The organism is Desulfotruncus alcoholivorax DSM 16058 (assembly GCF_000430885.1).
Lineage (GTDB): Bacteria > Bacillota > Desulfotomaculia > Desulfotomaculales > Desulfallaceae > Desulfotruncus > Desulfotruncus alcoholivorax.
The window spans coordinates 20,384-42,648 of sequence record NZ_AUMW01000014.1; the positions used below are offsets into that span (position 1 = coordinate 20,384).

At 47.6% G+C, this 22,265-nt stretch carries 23 protein-coding genes and 1 pseudogene; 15 read left to right on the forward strand and 9 right to left on the reverse strand.

Annotation, left to right across the window (positions count from 1 at the left end):
* Positions 1-42 precede the first annotated feature (42 nt).
* The 5 genes from H569_RS0108070 to H569_RS0108090 are packed head-to-tail and all read left to right on the forward strand — an operon-like array spanning position 43 to position 3,552.
* A complete protein-coding gene (locus H569_RS0108070) occupies positions 43-708 on the forward strand; it encodes a thiamine diphosphokinase (RefSeq protein ID WP_027364579.1) in 666 nt (221 codons plus the stop codon).
* Positions 695-994, forward strand: coding sequence for a thiamine-binding protein (locus H569_RS0108075; protein WP_027364580.1), 300 nt, complete (start codon positions 695-697; stop codon positions 992-994). Before H569_RS0108070 ends, H569_RS0108075 begins: the two co-directional genes overlap by 14 nt.
* Positions 995-1,052: 58 nt before the next feature.
* Positions 1,053-1,751 carry an ABC transporter permease gene (locus tag H569_RS0108080; RefSeq protein WP_238492496.1) on the forward strand — a complete coding sequence of 233 codons (699 nt, stop codon included), beginning with the start codon at positions 1,053-1,055 and terminating at the stop codon, positions 1,749-1,751.
* Entirely contained in the window at positions 1,744-2,763 is a 1,020-nt protein-coding gene (locus H569_RS0108085; protein WP_027364582.1) for an ABC transporter substrate-binding protein, read from the forward strand. Before H569_RS0108080 ends, H569_RS0108085 begins: the two co-directional genes overlap by 8 nt.
* Before the next feature lie 42 nt (positions 2,764-2,805).
* The gene (locus H569_RS0108090; RefSeq protein WP_027364583.1) at positions 2,806-3,552 is read left to right on the forward strand and encodes an ABC transporter ATP-binding protein; all 747 of its coding nucleotides are present in this window, start codon (positions 2,806-2,808) and stop codon (positions 3,550-3,552) included.
* On the opposite strand, the gene H569_RS0108095 is transcribed toward H569_RS0108090, so the two are convergent.
* The 3 genes from H569_RS0108095 to H569_RS0108105 form a co-directional block, all read right to left on the reverse strand.
* Positions 3,544-3,990 carry a YaiI/YqxD family protein gene (locus H569_RS0108095; protein WP_027364584.1) on the reverse strand — a complete coding sequence of 149 codons (447 nt, stop codon included), beginning with the start codon at positions 3,988-3,990 and terminating at the stop codon, positions 3,544-3,546. The genes H569_RS0108090 and H569_RS0108095 overlap by 9 nt on opposite strands.
* Positions 3,990-4,844 carry a DegV family protein gene (locus H569_RS0108100; protein ID WP_027364585.1) on the reverse strand — a complete coding sequence of 285 codons (855 nt, stop codon included), beginning with the start codon at positions 4,842-4,844 and terminating at the stop codon, positions 3,990-3,992. Before H569_RS0108100 ends, H569_RS0108095 begins: the two co-directional genes overlap by 1 nt.
* 284 nt (positions 4,845-5,128) lie before the next feature.
* On the reverse strand, positions 5,129-6,751 hold the full coding sequence (locus H569_RS0108105; protein WP_309294780.1) for a phosphoenolpyruvate carboxykinase (ATP): 1,623 nt from the start codon (positions 6,749-6,751) through the stop codon (positions 5,129-5,131).
* Between the two features lie 104 nt (positions 6,752-6,855).
* Here H569_RS0108105 and H569_RS0108110 point away from each other — a divergent pair, with 104 nt between their 5' ends.
* The 5 genes from H569_RS0108110 to H569_RS19690 all read left to right on the forward strand — a co-directional run bounded on the left by H569_RS0108110 (position 6,856) and on the right by H569_RS19690 (position 11,706).
* Positions 6,856-7,389: a hypothetical protein gene (locus H569_RS0108110; protein ID WP_169726457.1), complete on the forward strand. Its 534-nt coding sequence runs from the start codon at positions 6,856-6,858 to the stop codon at positions 7,387-7,389.
* A gap of 163 nt (positions 7,390-7,552) precedes the next feature.
* Positions 7,553-7,858, forward strand: coding sequence for a zinc-ribbon domain containing protein (locus H569_RS0108115; protein WP_027364588.1), 306 nt, complete (start codon positions 7,553-7,555; stop codon positions 7,856-7,858).
* A gap of 204 nt (positions 7,859-8,062) precedes the next feature.
* Entirely contained in the window at positions 8,063-10,609 is a 2,547-nt protein-coding gene (gene glgP / locus H569_RS0108120) for an alpha-glucan family phosphorylase (protein ID WP_027364589.1), read from the forward strand.
* A gap of 27 nt (positions 10,610-10,636) precedes the next feature.
* On the forward strand, positions 10,637-11,329 hold the full coding sequence (locus tag H569_RS0108125; RefSeq protein WP_027364590.1) for a DUF421 domain-containing protein: 693 nt from the start codon (positions 10,637-10,639) through the stop codon (positions 11,327-11,329).
* Entirely contained in the window at positions 11,326-11,706 is a 381-nt protein-coding gene (locus H569_RS19690; RefSeq protein WP_051273458.1) for a DUF4363 family protein, read from the forward strand. The genes H569_RS0108125 and H569_RS19690 overlap by 4 nt, the downstream gene beginning before the upstream one ends.
* Positions 11,707-11,803: 97 nt before the next feature.
* Here H569_RS19690 and H569_RS0108135 read toward each other — a convergent pair whose 3' ends face one another.
* The 3 genes from H569_RS0108135 to trkA all read right to left on the reverse strand — a co-directional run bounded on the left by H569_RS0108135 (position 11,804) and on the right by trkA (position 16,251).
* The gene (locus H569_RS0108135; protein ID WP_207637534.1) at positions 11,804-13,054 is read right to left on the reverse strand and encodes an L-lactate MFS transporter; all 1,251 of its coding nucleotides are present in this window, start codon (positions 13,052-13,054) and stop codon (positions 11,804-11,806) included.
* 404 nt (positions 13,055-13,458) lie between these two features.
* Complete coding sequence (locus H569_RS0108140) at positions 13,459-14,901, reverse strand: TrkH family potassium uptake protein (RefSeq protein WP_027364592.1); 1,443 nt, start codon at positions 14,899-14,901, stop codon at positions 13,459-13,461.
* Positions 14,902-14,904: 3 nt separating this feature from the next.
* Positions 14,905-16,251 (reverse strand): Trk system potassium transporter TrkA, encoded by a 1,347-nt coding sequence (gene trkA / locus H569_RS0108145; protein WP_027364593.1) that lies wholly within the window; start codon positions 16,249-16,251, stop codon positions 14,905-14,907.
* A gap of 258 nt (positions 16,252-16,509) precedes the next feature.
* On the opposite strand from trkA, the gene H569_RS0108150 reads away from it, so the two are divergent.
* Positions 16,510-17,088: a stage II sporulation protein M gene (locus H569_RS0108150; RefSeq protein ID WP_027364594.1), complete on the forward strand. Its 579-nt coding sequence runs from the start codon at positions 16,510-16,512 to the stop codon at positions 17,086-17,088.
* 81 nt (positions 17,089-17,169) lie between these two features.
* On the forward strand, positions 17,170-18,072 hold the full coding sequence (locus H569_RS0108155; RefSeq protein WP_051273460.1) for an SDR family oxidoreductase: 903 nt from the start codon (positions 17,170-17,172) through the stop codon (positions 18,070-18,072).
* A gap of 28 nt (positions 18,073-18,100) precedes the next feature.
* Here H569_RS0108155 and H569_RS23475 read toward each other — a convergent pair whose 3' ends face one another.
* From H569_RS23475 to H569_RS0108170, 3 genes are read right to left on the reverse strand one after another with little or no spacing between them, the layout of a single operon-like run.
* Positions 18,101-18,745: a lytic transglycosylase domain-containing protein gene (locus tag H569_RS23475; protein WP_027364596.1), complete on the reverse strand. Its 645-nt coding sequence runs from the start codon at positions 18,743-18,745 to the stop codon at positions 18,101-18,103.
* Positions 18,746-18,803: 58 nt separating this feature from the next.
* On the reverse strand, positions 18,804-19,583 hold the full coding sequence (locus H569_RS0108165; RefSeq protein ID WP_027364597.1) for an alpha/beta hydrolase: 780 nt from the start codon (positions 19,581-19,583) through the stop codon (positions 18,804-18,806).
* Positions 19,584-19,606: 23 nt separating this feature from the next.
* Positions 19,607-20,356 carry a tetratricopeptide repeat protein gene (locus H569_RS0108170; protein WP_027364598.1) on the reverse strand — a complete coding sequence of 250 codons (750 nt, stop codon included), beginning with the start codon at positions 20,354-20,356 and terminating at the stop codon, positions 19,607-19,609.
* Between the two features lie 184 nt (positions 20,357-20,540).
* On the opposite strand from H569_RS0108170, the gene H569_RS0108175 reads away from it, so the two are divergent.
* The 3 genes and pseudogenes from H569_RS0108175 to H569_RS22180 form a co-directional block, all read left to right on the forward strand.
* On the forward strand, positions 20,541-20,960 hold the full coding sequence (locus tag H569_RS0108175) for a nucleoside recognition domain-containing protein (RefSeq protein WP_027364599.1): 420 nt from the start codon (positions 20,541-20,543) through the stop codon (positions 20,958-20,960).
* 59 nt (positions 20,961-21,019) lie between these two features.
* Positions 21,020-21,529, forward strand: coding sequence for a nucleoside recognition domain-containing protein (locus H569_RS0108180; RefSeq protein ID WP_027364600.1), 510 nt, complete (start codon positions 21,020-21,022; stop codon positions 21,527-21,529).
* 12 nt (positions 21,530-21,541) lie between these two features.
* Positions 21,542-21,694: pseudogene (locus H569_RS22180) on the forward strand (IS3 family transposase); the annotation flags it as partial.
* Between the last annotated feature and the right edge of the window lie 571 nt (positions 21,695-22,265).

Genomic DNA, 22,265 nt, shown 5'->3' on the forward strand with positions numbered 1-22,265 from the left:
ACCTGGCCTATGGGGTGCGCTTTTTATGTTTGGAGGTACTAAATGCGCTGTGTTATTATAACCGGCGGCAGCGCCGGCGAGGCAAGCTGGCTGGCTGAAATAATTAAACCGGAAGACAGAGTGATTTGTGTTGATGGCGGCGCCAGCTATGCCGCCGGTATAGGGATTGTGCCCGATATGATCGTCGGCGACATGGATTCCATTGACCGGGAGCTGCTGGAAAACTTTAGAAAATTAGGCACAGTTATTAAGGAATATCCAGTTGATAAAGACGACACCGATACCGCCCTGGCCCTGGCCGAGGCCCTGGCCGGCAAGCCCGATGAAATAATAATCCTGGGCGCTTTGGGGACCAGGTTTGATCATTCGCTGGCCAACGTCCACTTGCTGGCGGCTGCCGGGGAGCAGGGTGTACGGGCCAGGATTGTTAATGAATATAACGATATTAGTTTGGTGTACCCCGGTGAGCGAGCATTAGTGGAAGGTGAAGCAGGAGCATTGTTTTCCCTGCTGCCATTGACGGCGGAAGTTTCAGGGATTAATGTGACAGGGGCTAAATGGCCTTTGCGCGATGCCGTATTCGCTATCGGCAATCCCTACGGAATCAGCAACCGGTTGGCTGCAGACAGGGCGGAGATAACTATTAATTCCGGCCTGCTGTTGTTAATAAAAATTAATGAGCGAGGTGGATTGCATGGCGGTAATTAATGTCAGCTTTCAAGTTTTGCCGCAGGTGCCGGGCGGAAACAGCTATGCGGTTGTTGACAAGGCCATTGAAGTGGTTCAGCAGTCCGGGGTCAAATATGAGGTAGGGCCGATGGAAACCACCATGGAAGGTGAGCTGGACGAACTGCTGGATATAGTTAAGAACGCCCAGCAGGCCTGTATTGCTGCCGGAGCAGAACGGGTTATGACAATTGTAAAAATCGACTATGCGCCACAAGGGGTGACAATGGAAGAAAAGGTCGGTAAATATAGAAATGCCCCGCAGTAGCAAATTTACGGCCCCGCTGGTTTTTATTGTTGCACTGATTGCGATTTGGCAGGGTTTAGTGACTTTTTCAGGAATTGAGGCCTGGCTGCTTCCTGCGCCGTGGCAGGTTGCCGCTGCCCTTAAAGACATGCTGCCGCTCCTGATGTACCATTCCCAAAGTACCTTACTGGCAGCAGTTACCGGACTGGTGGCAGCTGTTTTTCTCGCCTTGGCGGTGGCTGTACTGATGGATTCTTCCCCCTGGTTTAAGCGGGGGATCTATCCTTTACTGGTGCTGTCCCAAACGATACCAATTATCTCAATTGCCCCGCTGCTGTTAATCTGGTTCGGGCTGGGACTGCTGCCCAAGGTAATTGTTGTGGCGCTGGTTTGCTTTTTCCCGGTTGCGGTTAGTATGGTGGAGGGCATGGAAGCGGCCGACCCGGATATGGTTAATTTATTGCGGGTCATGGGTGCAAGCAACTGGAAAATAATTAAAACAGTTCGGTTCCCAGCCGCCCTGCCTTCTTTTTTCTCCGGTTTAAAGATTGCCGGCACCTACGCTGTGATGGGCGCGGTGATCGGCGAGTGGCTGGGGGCCGGCAGCGGCCTGGGAGTGTTTATGACCAGGGCCTCCCACTCTTATCAATTAGACCGGGTATTTGCGGCTATCATTGTTATCTCTTCAGTTAGTTTGCTGCTGTTTGTATTAATTATACTTTTGGCCAGGCTGGCCATGCCGTGGTATTTTAAGGAGAGGAGCAGGAGTAATGATTAAAAAATTGGCGATGGTGCTGTTTCTGGTTTTAGCGCTGTTAGTAAGCGCAGGCTGCGCTGCCGGCAAGGAAGAAGGGGCTGCCGGCAAGGAAGATCCTGCAGCCAAAGCTGAGCCCCAGGATATAACAATAATGCTCGATTGGGTGCCCAACACCAATCATACCGGACTTTATGTGGCCCTGGACAAAGGCTGGTACAAGGAAGAGGGCCTTAATGCCAAGATAGTGGAGCCCACCGAAGGCGGGACCACTCAGCTGGTTGCCACCGGCAAAGCGCAATTTGGAGTAAGCTACCAGGAAGACGTAACCCTGGCCAGGTCCAGTGACGTGCCGGTAGTATCAATAGCCGCGGTGATACAGCATAATACTTCCGGTTTTGCTTCCAAGCAGGAAACCGGTATCACCAGGCCAAAAGATATGGAAGGGAAACGGTACGGAGGTTGGGGCTCCCCCACCGAGGAAGCAATGATTAAAGCTGTGGTGGAAGGAGATGGCGGCGATTTTTCCAAGGTTAAAATTTTTAACATTGGCACTTCGGATTTCTTTACCGCCATTGACCGTGATATTGATTTTGCCTGGATTTATTACGGCTGGACCGGCATTGAAGCCGAGCAAAGGGGCATTGACCTTAATTTTTTGGAATTGCGTAAGCTTGACCCGGCGCTGGATTACTATACTCCAGTGTTGATTACCGGAGAAAAGCTGGCTGCGGAAAACCCTGAGCTGGTCAAAAAATTCATGCGGGCTACGTCCAAAGGCTACGTGTATGCCGCGCAGCACCCGGATGAAACAGCACAAATACTGCTCAAATATGCGCCTGAATCGGATAAAAAACTGGTGCTGGCCAGCCAAAAGTATCTCAGCCCCCGCTATCAGGATGATGCACCTCGCTGGGGTGAACAAAAGGGCGAAGTATGGGAGCGTTACGCCAGGTGGATGTATGAGCGCAAACTGCTACCCAAAATGATAGATACGGATAAGGCGTACACCAACGAGTTTTTGCCGGAGAAATAAGGAACGGGGACACATCTCCCTGACCCCGGAGGAGGGGGATAGTTGGGAATTATATTGGAGGATGTTGGGAAGTCGTATGAGGTGGACGGCAAGCGGCTGGTTGTATTGGACGGGGTGTCGGCGGAGATAGGGCAAGGGGAGTTCGTTAGTTTGATCGGGCCCAGCGGCTGCGGAAAAAGCACCTTGTTCAATATTATCTGCGGCCTGGCCGAGCCCGACCGGGGCAAAGTGCTGTTTGACGGCCGGGAAGGAGTAGGCGCAGGGGAAGTTGTCTCCTACATGCCGCAAAAAGACCTGCTGCTGCCGTGGCGGTCGCTGCTTGACAATGTAATCCTGGCCCGGGAGGTGGACGGGATGAACAGGGAGAAGGCTAGGCGTGAGGCACGGGAATTGATGTCCCTGTTCGGCCTGGCCGGCTTTGAAAACAGTTACCCGGCCGAACTTTCCGGGGGAATGCGACAGCGGGCGGCACTGATGCGGACGGTCCTGGCACGGCGCCCGGTCTTACTGCTGGACGAGCCCTTTGGAGCTTTAGATGCCATAACCAGGACCAGGATGCAGCTGTGGCTGCTGGATATCTGGGCAAAGTTCGGGCAGGCGATTTTTTTCGTTACTCATGATATTGATGAGGCGCTTTTACTATCCAGCCGTGTTTACGTGCTTACCCCCCGCCCGGCCAGGGTTGCACTGCATTTGGAAATAGACCTGCCCAGGCCCCGGAGCGCGGAGATTGTTACGGCACCCCGGTTCTTGGAACTGAAAAAGACCATTATGGAGGCGTTATTTTAAAAGTTTTATTTCCAGGATTACCCTGCGCAATGCGGCGGCGAAACGTTCATCATCGTTCGTTGTGCGCTTGCGGGGCCCTTTGGTTTGCCTACCGCTCCTGCGCCAACGGGCTTTAAGCTCGCGTTCCTCCAATAAAAATTCAATGGTATCTTGGCGATAAATCCTGCCGGCAGGGGAAACGGCCGCCGCGTGTTTGCCCAGCACCAGTGCGGCCAGCCCCCAGTCCTGGGTTATGACGATATCCCCGGATTGGGTCATGTTAATTACCGCCAGGTCTGTTTCCTGGGGGCCGTTTCCCACAGTGGTATGATGGTCGGATATTATGTTGTGGTTGAAGCTGGCCACAGTATGCAGCAAAAGCCCGTATTCGCGCGCCACCTGTGCGCATATCTGTAGAACCTGCCTGGGACAAGCGTCGGCGTCAATAATAATTTTCATTATACCTCGTAAAAAGCCACGCCAATTAATCCCGGTCCGGCATGCACACCCATTACCGGGCTTAACTGTGCGAACGTGAATTCCTTAATTTGAAACTCTTTTGCATTTTTTATTCTTTCCATAAGTTTTCTGGCTTCTTCTTCGGCATCTCCGTGAGCGACGGCAATGTTGATTGTTTTTCCAGAAGCTTTTTCTTTAAGGATTTCTATCAATTTGTTAATAGATTTTTTCCTGCCCCGAACTTTGCCCCAGCTAAAATACTTGCCTTCCTCATTTATCGAAATTATCGGCTTAATATCCAGCAGCTGGCCAACCGTTCCCTCAACATAACCGATTCTACCGCCCTTTTTCAAATATTCCAGGGTTTTGACAACAAAAAATACGTTTATCTTTTTTTGTATTTCGTTAACCCGTGCTATAACACTGTCAAAATTAAGCCCGTTTTGGATGCATCTCCCGGCTTCCTGCACCAGGAACCCCAGGGCCAGGGAAAGGGCACGGGAATCAATTACCTCCACTTTCATTTTGTTAAATTGCCGTGCTACGGTTTTTATCGTTTCGTAAGTGCCGCTAAGCCCGCTGGAAATGTGAATTGATATCGCATGGGTGAAATTTTCAGCACTGAGCTTCTCCAGCAATGTCCTGGCCTCTTCAGGCGTGGGCATAGAAGTGGTGGGAACTTCAGCAGGCATCTTGTCATACACATCCTGGGGCTGGATATCGACCCTGTCATTAAAGACCCTGTCCTTGTAAATAATCTTCAGGGGCAAAACCCAGGCGTTGATCTTGTTCAGTATTACACCTGGCAGGTCACAGGTGCTGTCGGTTATCAGGGCAATTTTTTCTGAGGGCATGTCTACCTCCAATGTAAATAAATAATCTAAATCTATTCGACAAGATCATAATATTACCTTTTTTATATTAGACAACATCCATTTACGCCGGCCCTCCTAACCACAGTTTTTCCGGGTAAACCACCATACCGCCGGCGCATCACCGGCGGAGGATGAAAATATAGTTAATCTGCCATTGCGAGGAGCGAAGCGACAAAGCAATCTCATTTATAGGAAAGGGGACACGCCTCTTCGAGGAATGTCCCCAATTTTATGTCCCCAATTTAAACATGCCTCATTGATGTTTATTCTTTGGTTATTGCATTTTTAATCTCTTGCTTTAATTCCCTGTACTTGGCCAGCCACTTAATTCTTTCTTCTCTGAGCTGGTCCACCATGCTATGGTAATCTTCCTCGGCATAGTAAGATGAAGGGTCATAAGCATGCATATCCATTTCCGGGATTAATTCCGGTACCAGGTAGCCCCAGTCAGGGTCTTGTTTCCACTTAATGTCACCTTTGGCGATGTGTTTTAATATGTTGGTGGATGCGCCAATGCTAATTTTTATTCCCGGCCGGTTTCCGCCCGTACCCACACTGCCGGTGTTAAGGAGGTAGCACTCAATATCCGGGTTGGCCTCCAATATTTCCAACAGCCGGTTTCCTTCTTCCCCTTCCAAACCAACGATGAACGGGTTGGTGCCCACTTCCCGTTTGGATTGTCCTGCCTTAGTCGGGTCGCCGGCCGAAGTTTCGATGGATTCGCCCAGCATAAAGAATGCCGCAGCCTGGGTAGGGTTTAACTTCGCCACGGGAGGTACAATTGTATCGTGACGGGTGATGAATATCAGACGATGGGCTTTTTCCAGGTCGATGCCTTGATCAACCCCCGGGACATCTTCACGGCGGATTACGCCTCTGCCGTTGGAAGTCAGCTCACTGTTATCAAAATCAATCAGGCCGTTGTCATTAACTTTTACGTTTTCAAATATCGCTTCGGGGCTTTGTGCCGCTTTGTAAAGAACTTTCTGCGATTCGTCCAATCCTTCAGTTTTAATATAAAAGCCGTTTTCAGTCCCGAAACAATAGCCCTGTGGGTTCATCATTACTACATCGTCTTGCCTGATAATGGCTCTCTCAGGCTCCTTCAAACCATGGTCGTGCATAGTCAGTGTAGTTTTGCCGGTGCCACTCAGTCCAAAAAGCAGGAAACCGACATCTTTTAGTTCTCCAGTTACATCTTTTACCCTTAATACTTTGCTGCCTGCGTGGAAACCAAGTCCCCCCGACTGTTTACAGCGGAACATGGCCATGCGCAGGAAAGATTTTTTGGCTTCTCCGAAATAATCTGTGCCAAGGATATAGGTGATTCCGGCCAGGGGGTGACAAAATATCACCCGTTCGTGCCATTCAGGTACGTAAACACTTACTAAATCCGGATCAGCCTCGGAATCAACAGGCGGGAACAGCATAATATTCCACTTTAAGGGAATACGTGCAAATTTGGAGGTAATATAGAGGCGGCAGTGCAGGCTAAAGTCTCGGTGTAAGCCCATACGGCGATCCAGCTGTATAACCTCTTGGTTTTTCAGGTATTTATGAACCTCACCGGCAATTCTAATTGCTTCTTCGACAGAGATGCCCTGCTGGTCAACGCCCAGGGGAACCCCGTCCTCCACTATAAATGTTTTTTTGGCGCTCCGATTACGTACGCCGGAGATAAAACTGGCACTATCGTAAACAGTTTTTCGACATCCTTTCCGAGCCAATGCTTTCAATTCTTCGTGGGTGGGGTTATTAATTATTTTTTGTGCTTCCACCGGTAGTTTAACAAACTTCATTTTTGTCGCTCCCTCTATGGTTAGTAGTATAATTATTGAAATTCTGCATGGATCTTCTTCATCCTGCCTTGGCTTGAGAAAATGTATACATTATGCAAAATTAAATTATGGAAGGAATTAACAAAAATGCATAGAATAAGTAAATTCATAAAAACTGATACGAGGTGAAAGATGTGCTGGTAGAGGGTACAATGATTATAACCTGTTTGGGGGCTGGTGCTGCTGTCGGTTCCCTGCTTACGTACAGGCTTGCCAACGGCATTATGGGACAGGAAAAAGATCAGAAAATAAAGGCTTGTATAGTTGAGAATGAAGCACTGAGCAGAACCAACCTGATTTACCGCGAGCGGATCGAGCAATTGGAGAACGCCCTTTTCAGCAATGAAAAATTTTTAGAAATGACGGGCGAAATTGAGTTCTTAAGGTCCAGTAATTTTAAACTGCGCAGCAGGCTCAGGGATTTGGAATGCCTGGTTGCAGCGGAAAAAAAGAAGGCCTCCAGGGAACAAGTTGAAAAGTTGGAAAGTACAGTACGTGATCTAAAGCATAAGATTGAAAACGTATCTCGTTCGGGCATTCCTGTATTGGTTCCGGCCCCCTTTGAGTTGTTACCTGCTAAAAAAGAAATTGCTGCTGCCAGGGAACCTGAACCAGCCGGGAAAGATGCAGGCCAAGGGAGGGAAAGGAAATGGTCCACTATAATTAAGGCAAGAAGAATAACTTAAAAAATTTTATTTCACAGGTTGTAATTTTATTTAAATTCCCATATTATATTGACATACTAATGGAATTTTTTGTGGTGAGTCCCGTTCCTGCTTATGAATTGGCGAATCATCAATAAAGGTTCCATGGTTAACACTAATTCATAAGGGGGACAATAGCAGGACAATGGCTTATTCAGACAAGACTTTATCTTGTAAGGACTGTGGTGGGGAATTTGTATTTACGGCTGGCGAGCAGGAATTCTATGCCGAAAAGGGCTTTGAAAACGAGCCTTCACGCTGCCCGGAATGCCGCAGGTCTCGTCGCCAGCAAAATAATTTCCGCGCCAGGGCACCCAGGGAGAGAAAGATGTATGAAGTGATGTGCGATCAATGTGGACAAATGACCAGTGTGCCTTTCCAACCCAACGGCAGCAGGCCGGTATATTGCCCGGATTGCTACCGGTCCAAGCGTAGAGATTCCTGGGGTTAATAATTATCTCAACTAGAATCAGGGCTGAACATTAGTTTTTAACAAACTTGCGCTTAATGTTGCCATAAAGTTTAATAATAAACATTTTAAAACCGGCTTGCGTTATTTTTAACGAAGGCCGGTTTTTGTTTTACCGGTGCATTTTGGTTCGTTTCCAGGGATAAAATAAAAAAGCCCCCAAAACTAGATTACGGAGGTCATCGAATGTTTTATTTCCGCAAAGTTTCAGTAAACCCGCCGCTGCCGGAACCGGTCCAGCGCCTGCGAGAGCTTTCTTATAACCTGTGGTTCAGCTGGAACCGGCCGGCGCGGGATTTATTTAAAGAGATTAACCCCCGCTTGTGGGATCAGGTTGAACATAACCCGGTTCAATTCCTGTTGCGGGTTGGCAAGGAGAACCTGGAAAAAGCAGCGGCCGACCGGGATTTTTTAAAAAAGTATAATGAGGTCATGGCCGAATATGACCAATACATGCAGGAGGAGAAATGGTTCCACCGCACCCACCCGGAATACAGGGACCGTACAATAGCTTATTTTTCTGCGGAATTCGGCTTGCATGAATCCTGTCCCATCTACTCGGGCGGATTGGGCATTTTGGCCGGTGACCATACCAAGGCAGCCAGTGACTTGGGTCTGCCTTTTGTTGGGGTAGGGCTGTTGTATAAGCACGGTTTTTTCAAACAGCTCATCAACCGGGAGGGCAGACAGGAAGTAGTTTACCCGGACCTGAATTTTAATGAGATGCCTATAAAACCAGTGATTGCAGAGAGCGGTCTGGAAACTACCGTGGCAGTTGACTATCCTGGCCGTACGGTTCATGCCAGGGTTTGGGAGATCAAGGTTGGATTGGCCCGGATTATCTTGTTGGACACCGACCTGCCCATCAATTCCCGGGAGGACAGGGAAATAACTTCACAGCTCTATGGTGGGGGACGTGAAATGCGGATCATGCAGGAATTGATGCTGGGTGCCGGTGGCGTCAGGGCGCTAAGGGCACTTGGTATCAAACCCCGGGTATGGCATATCAATGAGGGTCACTCCGCATTTCTTACCCTTGAGCGCCTTAGGGAGATGGTGTCTGAAGGGATTCCGTATTCAACCGCCAGGGAAGCGGTTCGCTCCAATACCCTTTTTACCACTCACACTCCAGTTCCTGCGGGGCATGACGTTTTCAACAAGGAAATGGTGGAAGAATATCTCGGCAGTCTCTGCCGGGATAATGGAATGAGCTGCCAGGCGCTGGTTGACCTGGGTTGGGATGTTGAACACAGGGAATTTAATATGACCTTACTGGCTATAAGAATGTCCGGTTACTGCAATGGGGTCAGTAGATTGCACGGGGAAGTCACCAGGCAGATGTTCCACCGGTTTTACCCGTCACTGCCGGTTGAAGAGGTGCCTATTACTTCCGTGACCAACGGAGTTCATGCCGGGACCTGGATAGCGGAAGCCTGGAAGGACGTTTTTGACCGCTATCTGGGGGACAATTGGCAGAACCATGTTACTGAACCTGATATTTTTAGCCGGGTTGACGAAATTCCCGATGAAGTAGTGTGGGAAACACACTCGCAATTAAAAGAAAAAGTTATTCAATACGCAAGGGAAAAGGTTAGGGAAAACAGGGTCCGCAATCATGAACAATTGGGACTGATTGCCGAGGCGGAAGATATTCTGCTGCCGCATGCCCTAACTATAGGTTTTGCCCGCAGATTCGCCACCTATAAGCGGGCGACGTTGCTATTCAGGGACCCGGATCGATTAGCCGCGCTGCTAAACAACCTCGATCGCCCGGTGCAGATCATCTTTGCCGGGAAAGCTCATCCCGCTGACCAGGCAGGACAGGAATTAATCAAAAAAATTTTGGATTACTCCAGGGAAGAACCGTTTCGGGGGAAAATTGTTTTTCTTGAGAATTATGACATCAACGTAGCAAGACATTTGGTCCATGGTGTAGATATCTGGTTGAACACGCCCCGCTGGCCCATGGAGGCAAGCGGCACCAGCGGAATGAAAGCGGCTATGAATGGCGTGCTGCATTGTAGTGTGCTGGACGGGTGGTGGCCGGAAGCCTTTAACGGTAAAAACGGTTTTGCCATCGGAGGGCCGGGCAATGTAAATTTAAACGAAGCAGATCAAGACAGGAACGATAGCTTTTACCTGTATAAATGCCTGGAGGACAGAGTAGTACCGTTGTATTACGAACGTCTAAACGGTATTCCAGTAAAATGGGTAGCCAGAATGAAGGAGTCGATAAAGACCATCATAACCAGGTTTAGTACTGCCAGAATGGTATCGGAATACACCGACCGCTTTTATGTTCCTTTGATTGACCGGGGTATAGCCTTTACAGAGGCAGGTTTCCAGGTTGCCAGGCAGGCCGACCGGTTTAAAAGATTCATGAAGGAAAACTGGCATCACGTCAAGGTGGAACGGACAAATACAAACGGCAGGTGGGATATGGTAGAAGGCGAGGAACTAATGGTTGAATCGGTGGTTAAGTTAGGCCCAATTCCCTCGAAGGATGTAGTTGTTGAAATTACTCTGGGCAGTGACCGGGGAAGCTACATCTGTGGCCTGGACTCGCTACCTATGGAGTTAAAGGAACAGGTGGGCGATGGGGTATATAAGTATGTGGGAAAAGTTCCCCTTACCCAGGGAACCTTTGGCTACACCGTAAGGGTAAGGCCGGACCAGCAGAATATGGTGGGAACAAATGAACTACCGCTGGTGAGATGGGCCGATAATTTTTAAACACTACCAAAAGCGGGTGATGATTAAATGCTGCTAATAGTAATTAGAACTATTATCCTTTATGCTGCCATAGTAATTGTTATGCGGGTAATGGGTAAGCGGGAAATAGGACAGCTACAGCCCTTTGAACTGGTGGTGGCGCTGATGATCGCCGATTTGGCGGCCATTCCCATGCAAAATACCGGAATTCCCCTGTTGAGTGGGATCATTCCTATCATCATCTTAATGGCCGCCCAGGTCACTTTATCATATATATCCATGAAAAGTGAAAAAGCCCGGATGGTGTTTTGCGGCCGCCCCAGTGTGCTGGTGGAAAACGGCAAGCTGGTGGAGAAGGAATTAAGATACCTGCGCTATAATGTCAATGACCTGTTAGAACAGCTGCGCTCCAAGGATTACCCTAATATAGCAGATGTAGAGTTTGCCATATTGGAAACCAACGGTCAGCTCAGTGTAATCCCCAAATCCCAGAAGCGGGCTGTACAGCCGGAAGATTTAAAGCTGGAAACCAAGTACGAGGGCATGCCTGTAACGCTGGTTATGGATGGCAAGGTGATGAAAGAAAACTTAAAGAAAATTAATCTGAATGAGGGTTGGTTGAGGACGGAACTGAATAAATTTGGAATTAATGATTTTAAAAAAGTATTTTTTGCCAGCCTTGACACGGCGGGAAAACTTTTCTTTCAGCTTAAAGCCAGGTCCGGTGGGGGTGCTGCATGAAGATATACGTTGCCGTTATTGCAGTATTAATAGTTGTACTGGCTTTTGGAGTTTACACCGTTAATGCTCTGGAAAGTGATACTCAGCAAATGATGACGGGTTTTGGGAGTCTGGAAAAAGACATAGCAGCAGGTAACTGGGACGCTGCCGGCAAGGGCATGCATCAGGTGCAAAACAAATGGTCTGCCCACAAAAGTTGGTGGGCCATGGTAATTGACCACCAGGAAATTGATAATATAGATATGGCCATCGCCCGCGTGACCAAATATATAGAGCAGAAGGACAGGACCATGGCTTCGGGTGAAGCGTCTGTGTTAAAGCAGATGCTGGAGCATATTCCGGAAAAGGAAAAGATAAATCTTAAAAACATTTTATAACTTAAAAAAAGCCCCGGAGGACGGGGCTTTTGGGGTATATTGCTATTGTTCCATAAGTTGGGGACATTCCTCCGAAGGAGGTGTGTCCCCTTTTCACTTAACCTGTTACTTTGTTGTCTATGGGCATCTCCATTGGTTTGGGTGCCTTCGTTATCAATGCCAGAATAGCCGCTACAATCATCAGGATGGCGGAGATGGTGTAGGCGCCCTGGTAGCTCTGGGTAAGGTCTAAAGCACGGCCGGCAATAATGGGACCTATTAGTGCCGCGATACCCCAGGCTGTGAACACGAAGCTGTAGTTTAAACCGCCGTTCTTCAGGCCGAAGTAGTCAAACGTAGTGGATGGGAACAGCGACAAGCAGGCGCCGTAGGCTGCGCCGGTAAGGACAGAACCGATTAAGAGGGTTGCGCCGCTGGTATAGAAGGAAAACAAGAACATATTGATTGCCTGGATGGCAAATACCAGGAACATGGTTCTGGTTCGCCCGAGTTTGTCGGACAACCAGCCAAAGAAAACCCGCCCGCCGGCGTTGGCTACGGCCATCACAGCCACCAGTACGAAGCCCCAGGTAATGCCGCCCTGCACTTTGGAGATGGTGGCCAGGTGGCCGATTATCATCAAACCTGCCGAGGCGCCAAATAAGAACATTAGCCAAAGCTGATAGAATTGCGGGGTTTTGACCATTTCAGCGGGTGTATAGTCTCGCTTGGAGGCCACAGGGGTATTGCCATTTGATTTCGGCGGAGGTCCGCCGTACGGTATATAACCTGCGGGCGGAACGGAAAGGTACTGAGCCAGAAGAATCATTACCACGAAGAAAAGTGCTCCCAGATAGAAGAAGGTTCCCTTTACGCCATAAGTCGTTAAGAGGTAGTTGGTTAAAGGCGCCGTGTATATCGAAGCGCCGCCAAAGCCGGCAACCACCAGGCCGGCAATTAAGCCTCTCTTATGAGGCTGGAACCACTTGACCGCGGCAGGGGTAGGAGCGGCGTAGCCCAAGCCCATGGCTATGCCGACAAAGAGGCCGAAACCGATGGTAATGCTTGTTAAAGTAATTGATGAGCCGCTGATATACATACCAAGACCGACAAAAACAGCGCCTACAGTGACGACCCAGCGTGGGCCAATTTTGTCGACCAGTCGACCGCCGGGGATCATGCTGGCTGCAAAGATCAGGCAGGCCAAAGTATAGGGAAATTGGGTTTCAGTAGCAGACCAGCCAAGCTGTGTTTTTAATGCAGCGGCAAATACGCTCCAGGTATAAAGCACACCCAGGCAGAGGTTGACACCGGTACCTGCGAAAACCTTCAACCAGGCAGTGGTTAAACTTGGTTGATTAGTTGACAATTTTTACACCTCCAGTATTATTGAGGAATATAGACACGTAATTAATATTGTATCAAAGGGGTAAATTAATAGTTTTCCAGGCAGATATATTATTAAGAAAGGTAACAGTCCAAATTATTTGGGTATAATGTTATAAAACCGCCAATTCCTACAATATTCAATAAACACGACTGTCGGAGTCCTGATAGAAAGTAGTTAAGTCATTTTTATCACCCCCTGTAAATTTTTAGTCCATTATATATTAGTATATAACTTACAGAAAATTAACAAAATTCAGTCTAATAGTCACATTAAGATTTTAACAGTAGTATTAATTATTAAGCGGTAAACAAATAGGAGGCAACGCTGCTTTAACCGTTGCCTCCTATATAAAACCAGTGGCTGGTCTAAATCGACATATTTTTTCAAGAGCGCCAGAGCCGGGCGGAGAAGACCACCAGGACGGTATAAACCTCCAACCTTCCCACCAGCATACACAGTGCAAGCAGTAACTTTCCCGCGGCGGGAATGGCGGCGTAGTTGGTGGCCGGGCCTACAGCGCCAAAGCCCGGCCCTATATTGCCCAGTGTTGCTGCCACTGCCGATATTGAACTGATTAAGTCAATACCCATGGCAGTTAAGAGTAATGTTGAGGCGAGTAGAATAGCAAGATAAAGGAAAAAGAAGGAAACGACGCTTTCCACCAGTTCCTCTGTGATGACATCCCTGCCCAGGCGGACAGGTATAATCGCCTTGGGGTGGATCATTTTAGTAATTTCGCGGGAAGCATTTTTAAACAGGATCAGGTAACGGACATTTTTTATCCCGCCGGCGGTTGAACCGGCGCACCCACCGATAAACATGAGCAGAAACAGGACCCCCTGGCTAAAAGCAGGCCACTGGTTATAATCGGCAGTGGCAAACCCGGTAGTAGTGAGAATGGAAACGCTTTGAAAGGCTGACTGGCGAAAAGCTGCCTCAATACCGTAACCCTGAACAGTAATCAGGTTGATGCAGATAAAAACCACAGCGGCCAGTGTAACAAGGGTGTACATACGGGTTTCAGGGTCTTTCCATAAAGGACGGAAATTCCCCCGCAAGGCATGAAAGTGCAGCGCAAAGTTCATACCACAAAGGAACATAAAAAAAACGATAATATATTCCACCGCCGGGTTGTTAAAAGCGGCAACGCTGGCGTTTTTATTGGAAAAGCCACCTGTAGCCACGGTTCCAAAGGTTTGAATGAAAGAATCAAACCATGAAAGCCCTGCTATTTTTAAAGCGAGTATTTCTGCTACTGTGATAATAAAATACAGCTTGTATAATTCCCTGGAGGTTTGAGCCACCCGGGGGAGCACCTTGCTTTTGGCCGGTCCAGGCACTTCGGCCCGGAATAATTTCATGCCGGCGATCTTTAATGAAGGTATCAGCGCCAGGGTGAGAACAATAATGCCCATGCCGCCCAGCCAGTGGGTTATACTGCGCCAGAATAGAATACTTCGGGAAAGGATTTCAACATCAGTTAAAACTGAAGCACCAGTGGTGGTGAAGCCGGACATTGTTTCAAAAAATGCGTCAATAAAACCGGGAATCGCTCCTGATATGATGAACGGTAAGGAGCCGAACAGCGCCAAAAACAACCACCCCGCGGTGGCGATGATAAAACCTTCCCTGTATCCGACCACGCTGGATTCAATGCGAGTACGGGCCAGAATAAAACCGGCAATGGCAATAAAAAAAATGGAAATGGCAAAAGCCAGGTAATCTGCTTCACCTAAAAACAGGGCGATTCCTAAAGAAGGCAGCATTGCCCCTGCTTCACAAAGTAAGACCAGTCCCAGCGTGCGCAGTATCAATGAAGTATTCATTGTTTAGTTTCCTCCAAGGCTGCACAGCGACTCTACAATATGGACGTTATGGCCAAGTGCAAAAACTACAATCCGGTCAAGGTCTTTGATTACATCATCACCCTGGGGTATGATCACCTTGTTTTTTCTCATAATGGCTCCTATAATCGTACCCGGGGGCAAGCCCGACCTGTGCAGCGGGCGTCCTGACAATTTACTGCCGGGCTGTACGATCAACTCCATTACTTCTGCCTTTTCGTTTAGCAATAGGTAAAGTGACAGTAATCTTCCGCCTTTGATAAACCGCAGTATTTCACCGGCCGTAATTAAGCGCGGGCTAATAGCGGAGTCAACCCCCAACTGCTCTACCAAAGGGGCGTAGCCTGGCCTGCTTACCTTGGCGATTACCCTTTTAGCTCCCATTTGTTTGGCCAGGAGCCCTAACAGCAAGTTTTCCTCATCCAGTCCTGTAACGGTTACAAACCCGTCAATATCTTTGATCCCTTCTCGTTTAAGTAGTTCCATATCGGATCCGTCGGCGCACAAGATTAGCGCCCCCGGCAATTCTTCAGCCAGTTCGCGGCTTTTTTTCTTATCCTGTTCAATAATTTTTACCTTCATGCCCTGGGAACAAAGTTTTTCAGCAAGATAAAAGCCGATTCTCCCGCCTCCCAGGATCATGACGCTGTGAACCTTTTGTTTATTCTTTTTGACTTTTGAACAAAATTTATTGATTACATCGGAATGACCTAACAGATAAATGATATCGCCCGGCAGAACCACGTCTGAGCCGCCCGGGATTAGCATATCACCGTCACGAGATATAGCTACGATTAGTAGTGATCTGGGAATATCCATCTCCATAAGTTTTTTGTTGGAAAATATAGTCATCTTCTCATCAACTGCAATGTCAACCATTTGCACTTTGCCTTGCGCAAATGGTTCCATGTTAACCGGTAGTGCCAGGGTTAACAGGCGGTTGATCTCCATTGCCGCCGAGTAATCGGGATTGATGATCAGGTCTACGCCCAGGTCTTCTTTGCTAATGATTAGATTTTTGGAATAATGCGGGTCTCTGATTCTGGCGATAGCCCGGGGAATGCCAATCCGCTTGGCGGTCATGCATGCTATCATGTTAACTTCGTCGCTATTTGTGACTGCAATAAGCAGGTCACTGCTTGCAATGACATTGGAACTCAGAATTTTGGCTGCGGAACCGCTGCCCCTGATGCACAGACAGTCATAATCCTCTTCTATTTTTTGAAGTCTTGTCTCATCCTTATCAATAATAATTAAATCGTGGCCTTCATGCAGCAAACGGGTAGCTATTTCCTTACCAACTTTACCGGCCCCGATAATTGTTATTTGCATTTTTTCACCTCATCAATGAAACCGGGCGTAATATTTTCAATAATTAATTAGTATAAGTTATAAATTTCTTTTTGCAAATATAGGTTCGTTATTTTTTATAGATTGAAGGCAGGAAAATAGTGACTACTATAGTATTTTACCAGGGGTGGCTAAAAATGGGCGATATTTGGTATCTTACTATAACGGCCATTGCATACAGGCAATGGCTGAATTGATTCTGGGTGTCAGAAACATCCGCTTGCGGGTTAGGGGGGTACTATGTTTTCTTCGGTTGGCAATGAATTGCGCGGTCTTAAAAACTACCAGCGGGATATTTTAGTATGTTGTGCTATTTTTGTAGCCGCTGTGTATGCCGGGTATATTGCAGCGGTATTATTGCAAGACAGGTCCGTCGAGTATTATGCTGAAGTGCGAAAGATCATTATCGGAAGCGGTTTGCCGGAAAATATTTTTTTGTATATTTTAACCCGTAATGCCATTGTAAGCTTTACCGCACTGGTGCTGGGCATAGTTACATATAACGTTTGGCCTGTAATGATTCTGTTAATGAACGGGGTTATTAGCGGTTTTGCAGCTAAAATGCAGGCGCTTCTTTTTAATCATTATACTTTTGAAATCTGGCTTTTTGGATTGATTCCCCATGGCATTCCTGAGCTGGGCGCGCTATTTATCGCTTGCGGGTCCAGTTTTTATTATCGAAGGTTGCGCAGCAGAGGAAAACCGGTTTGGGGCCGGGTGGTAAAAACATATTTTTCAGTTGTCTTGCCCTTGCTGGTTCTGGCCGCATTAATAGAAACCTTTGTAACCCCGCTGATTATCCAAAGGTTTTTGCAGTAATTCTAAAAAAATAAAGGAATTTTACGGCTTAATAACAAATATATAGCTAACTGCGTAACCCTGATGACTGGAGGGGGTTCTGTGATTCTGGTAACCGGGGGTACAGGCCTGGTTGGAAGACATCTTGTTAAGGCGTTGGTAGAAAAAGGTCACAAAGTACGCTGCCTGGTACGCTCTCCCCAAAAAAGCGGGGAACTGCTACCCTCAGGTGTTGAACTAGTCCGCGGCGATATTAATAATTCAGCGGCAGTTTCTGCTGCCTGCAAAGGTGTCGATAAGATTTATCACCTTGTCGCCGTGATCAGGGAAGAGGGAGATAATACATTTGAGCATGTGAATGTAGAGGGAACATTAAACCTTGTTATTGCTGCGGGTCAGGCCGGAGTTAAACATTTTATCCATATGAGTGCCATTGGAGCCTGCAATAATCCCAAGTACAAATATGTCTATTCAAAGTGGCGCGGGGAGGAAGCGGTTAGACAAAGCGGCTTGGGTTGGACTATTGTACGCCCTTCTATTATATATGGGGACGGCTTTAATTTTTTTGACCGGATGATGCAGTCATTCAGGTATGTACCTGGTCCAGTTGTGCCGGTTCCGGGTAAAGGTGCGACTTTGTTTCAGCCTATTGCTGTAGAAGACATAGTGCGCTGCCTGTGTTTGATTGGCGAAAATGGGAATATGTTCGGGCAAATGGTCGAATTAGGAGGGCCAGAGCATCTTAGTTACTCGCAGATGCTGGATCTCCTGATGGAACGGCTGGGAGAAAAACGCTATAAGATTTATGTACCCATGTTTCTAATGCGTTTAATTGTGCCCCTTATGGATAGTATTTTACCAGACCCTCCCGTAACTCCTGTGGAATTAAAACAAATGGAAGTGCCGAACATCACAGACATTGATGCTGTGGAAAAAAAATTTGGCTTTAAGCCAAGGACGCTGCGTAACGGGCTCAAATACCTGCCTGCCGGTAAAAAGAGCTAAACGCCAACAATAGCTTGATAATGTAGTATCAAGCTATTGTATTCAGCTGGTGTTTTAATACTTTTTGAACGTAATTCTTTGTTTCCCGGCAATCGGGAATTCCTCCGGCCCGGTCTACCGCGCCAGGTCCGGCGTTGTATGCTGCCAAGGCTAAAGCTGTGTTTCCATTATACCTGTTGAGCATCTTTTTAATGTAGCGAACCCCGCCGTCTACATTTTGAACCGGGTCAAAAGGGTCTTTTACTCCCAGCGACGCTGCTGTAGCAGGCATTAATTGCATTAAGCCCATAGCTCCGGAGGGAGAAACCGCGCGGGGATTAAATCCTGATTCCACTTGGATTACAGACTTAACCAATGCCGGATCAACACCATGTTTTTTGGAAATATTTTCTACCATTGTCTCAATACCGGTTTTATGAACAGGTGTCGTTGCGGTAGTTTTAGTTCTGCCGGCTGTTACTGAAGATGTTGTTTCAGCAGGAAAAATATTTTCCGTTGTTATAGCCGACTGTTTTTCAGGTGTGCTGCTGTTGTTTTCCTGCTGTTTGGCCAAGGCCAGCATTAGCAGGAAGGAAAAGTCCTCTTCCGGCAAAATTTCTTCGGTCCTCTGATTGGTTGTTACCGATAACGACTGGGTTTCAACCAGCAGCCTGGCCAGTTCATCTATTCTCATCAGCCACCCACCCAACTTTCTCTAAGATTACTTAATCTTTGGGATAATTCCACCCAAGTTATGGATTGCCGGATACTGTAATTTGATTAAGCCAGCCGAACATTGCATCCCACACCTCACGGGTATGGTTGGAGAATTGGTGGTCGGCGCCTGGAATATAAAGGAGTTTCTTTGGTTCACCGGCACTTTGGAATATTAACCTGGCGTCCTTAGGGGGAACAACGTTGTCTTTTTCCCCGTGGATCATCAATAATGGCCTGGGCGCAATCTTACTTGCCAGCCGGGGTACATCAAACCGGTCAAGGTCATCAAAGAAAGTTCTGCGCAGGTAAATGATACCGTCCTCTCCGGTCAGTGCGTACATCTCGCCGTTTTCGTCCACAGGGCCTTCGGCCAGCTCTATAAACAAATCTTTTAGCCTGGCCGGGGCCGCCCAGGTACATACTCCTGATACTCTCCGGTCGACTGCAGCGTGGCAAATTACCGTTGTTCCGCCGAAACTGCGCCCCATTGTAAAGACGGGGCCCATGCCTGCCGAGGTACACCAGTCCACCGCGCTGTTTAAATCATCTATCTGGCCCGATAGGGTTATTCTCTCGAATAAGCCTTCACTTTGCCCGTTGCCGCTAAAGTCAAACAGAAAAACATTGAAACCCCGGTTTCCAAGTTCCTCTCCCATGGCCCTGGCCTTGCCGCCGCCTTCTTTGCTGCCGGTGAAACCGTGACAAACAATCACCACCGGTCCTAAATTTCCGGCCGGGGCGTGTAGTAAACCTGCCAGACATTGTTTTCGGGAATTCGTAAAGCTAACTCTTTCCCAAGCTTGCCCGCTGGTCATGGTGATCTCCTCCTGTGTGTGGCTTATTCATCCCATGGCACCGTGCCATTTTTTATATCCTCCAATAGCATACGAACCCCCAGGTGGTCGTCCGGATCCAGTTTTAATAGCCTGTCAAGCAATTCTTTAGCTCCGGCTAAATCACCACGCCTTAATTTTACCAGCGCCAGTCCGTGCACCGTTCTCAGGTAAGGGCGGTTGTCGGTCCAGTACCAGGGTAATTTACCTTTAAAGTCAGCAGGCAAAACAGACCGGCCCACATTGTACGCTTTTGTATAATAATCTTCCGCTGCCACCAGGTTACCGGTATCCCATTCGGTAACTGCCAGGTGATTTAATGCGTCTATAAAATAAGGACATTCACTCAATAAGCTTTTAAAAATCCTTCTTGCTTTTTTTATATCGCCGGCTTCCAGATAATCAATCCCCAGGTCAAACTTGTCTGAAAGGTTCAATACTTCTCCCGGCCAGGCGAATTCCCATTCATTTCGTCCCCTTTTTTCCAAGCGAATAGGGTAGGCTAAATTACTTGGTTTTTTGTTATGGTGCCCCTTGCGTTTAAAATCATTTAATTCATTTGCGCTGCCGGAACTAACCCAGTGCCGGTATTGTTCCCAGGCCAATTGAAGACATTCTTCATGCCAGTCCAGTTGTCTTGCCCGGTAGGAACGCTTCAACAAATCATAAATAGCTTTGGCCTCCCGATGTCCCCGGGACTGGTGGGTTACCCACAGAACATCGGCCAGTACGTGTTTGGCCACGTTTTTTTCCATACCATGCACATCCCTGTAAAGGCCTAATTAATTACTCTATATTTTACCTGGGCGATGTTTTTTCCTGCCTAAACCGCTGATGAAAAGTTTTAATAAGCATGCGAACTTAAGTAATTTAGCGAATGGAGGTAAAATATGTTTTTTTGTAGAAAGATATCGTTAAACGATCTAAGGGGTTGCCGGCATGATTACTTCAGGAACATTAAAAAGGGGGCTGCACCGGGGTTTTTCCACCACCTGGACGCTGGCCAAAGTAGTAGTTCCTGTTTACCTTGTGGTTACTGTATTAAAATACACACCGGTGTTAGATTGGTTGGCCGCTTTATTCGCACCGGTGATGCATTTGTTCGGCCTTCCCGGTGAAGCCTCCCTGGTATTGGTGCTGGGAAAACTAATCAACCTTTACGCAGCTATCGGGGCTATATCTTCGCTTGGCCTTTCCCACAGAGAAATAACAATTATTGCTGCCATGCTGCTTTTATCCCACTCGCTGCCGATTGAATCGGCTGTATCGGGTCGCACCGGCGTAAACTCTGTACTTATAACAGTTTTTCGCATTGCCATGGCAGTGCTGTCCGGGATTTTACTAAACCTTTTGCTTTAAGGAAAGGAAACACAACAAAAACTTTTCAGATATATTTTTAGAAAAAGAAGGTGCTATGTTTGGATTGGTTCGGGTTTGCTAGAGAAGTCTCGCTGGGAGTAGTTCACAATATAGCTATGATGGCTATGATTATTATACCTATAATGTTGGTTCTGGAGATTGCCAGGGATTTAAAAATTTTGGACCGGATTGCAGAATGGCTTGCTCCGGTGGTTGGGGTTTTTCGCCTATCCAGAGAGGCTGCTTTTCCGCTGCTGGTTGGCATAATATTCGGTATTGCCTACGGGGCCGGTGTGTTAATTGAGGAAGCGCGCAGCGGCCGTTTAAGTTGGAAGGATCTTTTCCTGATCAATGTATTTTTATCGGTTTGTCACGCTGTAGTGGAAGACACCGCCTTGTTTATAGCCGTGGGCGCCAACGGCGTAGTGATACTATTGGGACGTTTTGTCGTAGCTGTAATCCTAACCTTTCTGTTGAGCCGCTCAGCCTGGTTGGAAAGGGAAAGTTTAAAACGGGGCGCCCCGGTTTTATTAGTTCCTCCGGGGGGAACAGGGGGGAAATGCTGCTAAAAGGCTACACACCAGATCATGAACAGCGACCAGGGAAGTCATTTTACAGGTCCACAATACACTGGTCTCTTAAAGGCCGCCGGTGTTCAAATCAGTATGGATGGGAGGGGGCGGGCACTGGATAACATCTTCACAGAACGATTCTGGCGAAATCTTAAGTATGAGTAAGTCGTCGGCAATATAATAGCACCTCGGCCCTTAGGGCTGTCAAGGCCGCCGTCCTTCATGGAAAGTACTAAGGTTTTGGCGGCTATGATAGCCGCCATAAATAAGAATTTAGCTTTCACTGTGAACCTCCTCAGTTGCTGGTTTTCGTATACGTCCATCTGGGTCTGATCCTGAGCGTTGGCACCTGCTGTTATGAAGGGCAGGTTAATGACCAGTATGGCCAGGAATAATATAGACGAAAAAAACATTAAATCTGGAGCAGCTACGTCACTCCAACATAGCAATTACTTCTGACGCTTACAGTCACCTGCTGCCAACCATGCAGGAGCAACTAGCCTACTGTATTGATAGCTCAATGGGGCAAATTATCGAAAACATATTAGATATAAAAAAAACAGTTGCGTTAGCAACTGAAACTCAAAAAGCTGGTGCCGAAGGCGGGAGTCGAACCCGCATGGGATAACCCGCACGATTTTGAGTCCCTCCGCATTACCGGAAGCATCGGGAATGTAACGTACTCTACCGGAATCCTCAGACCCCAAAAAACCTTGTATAATGCGGGTTTGCG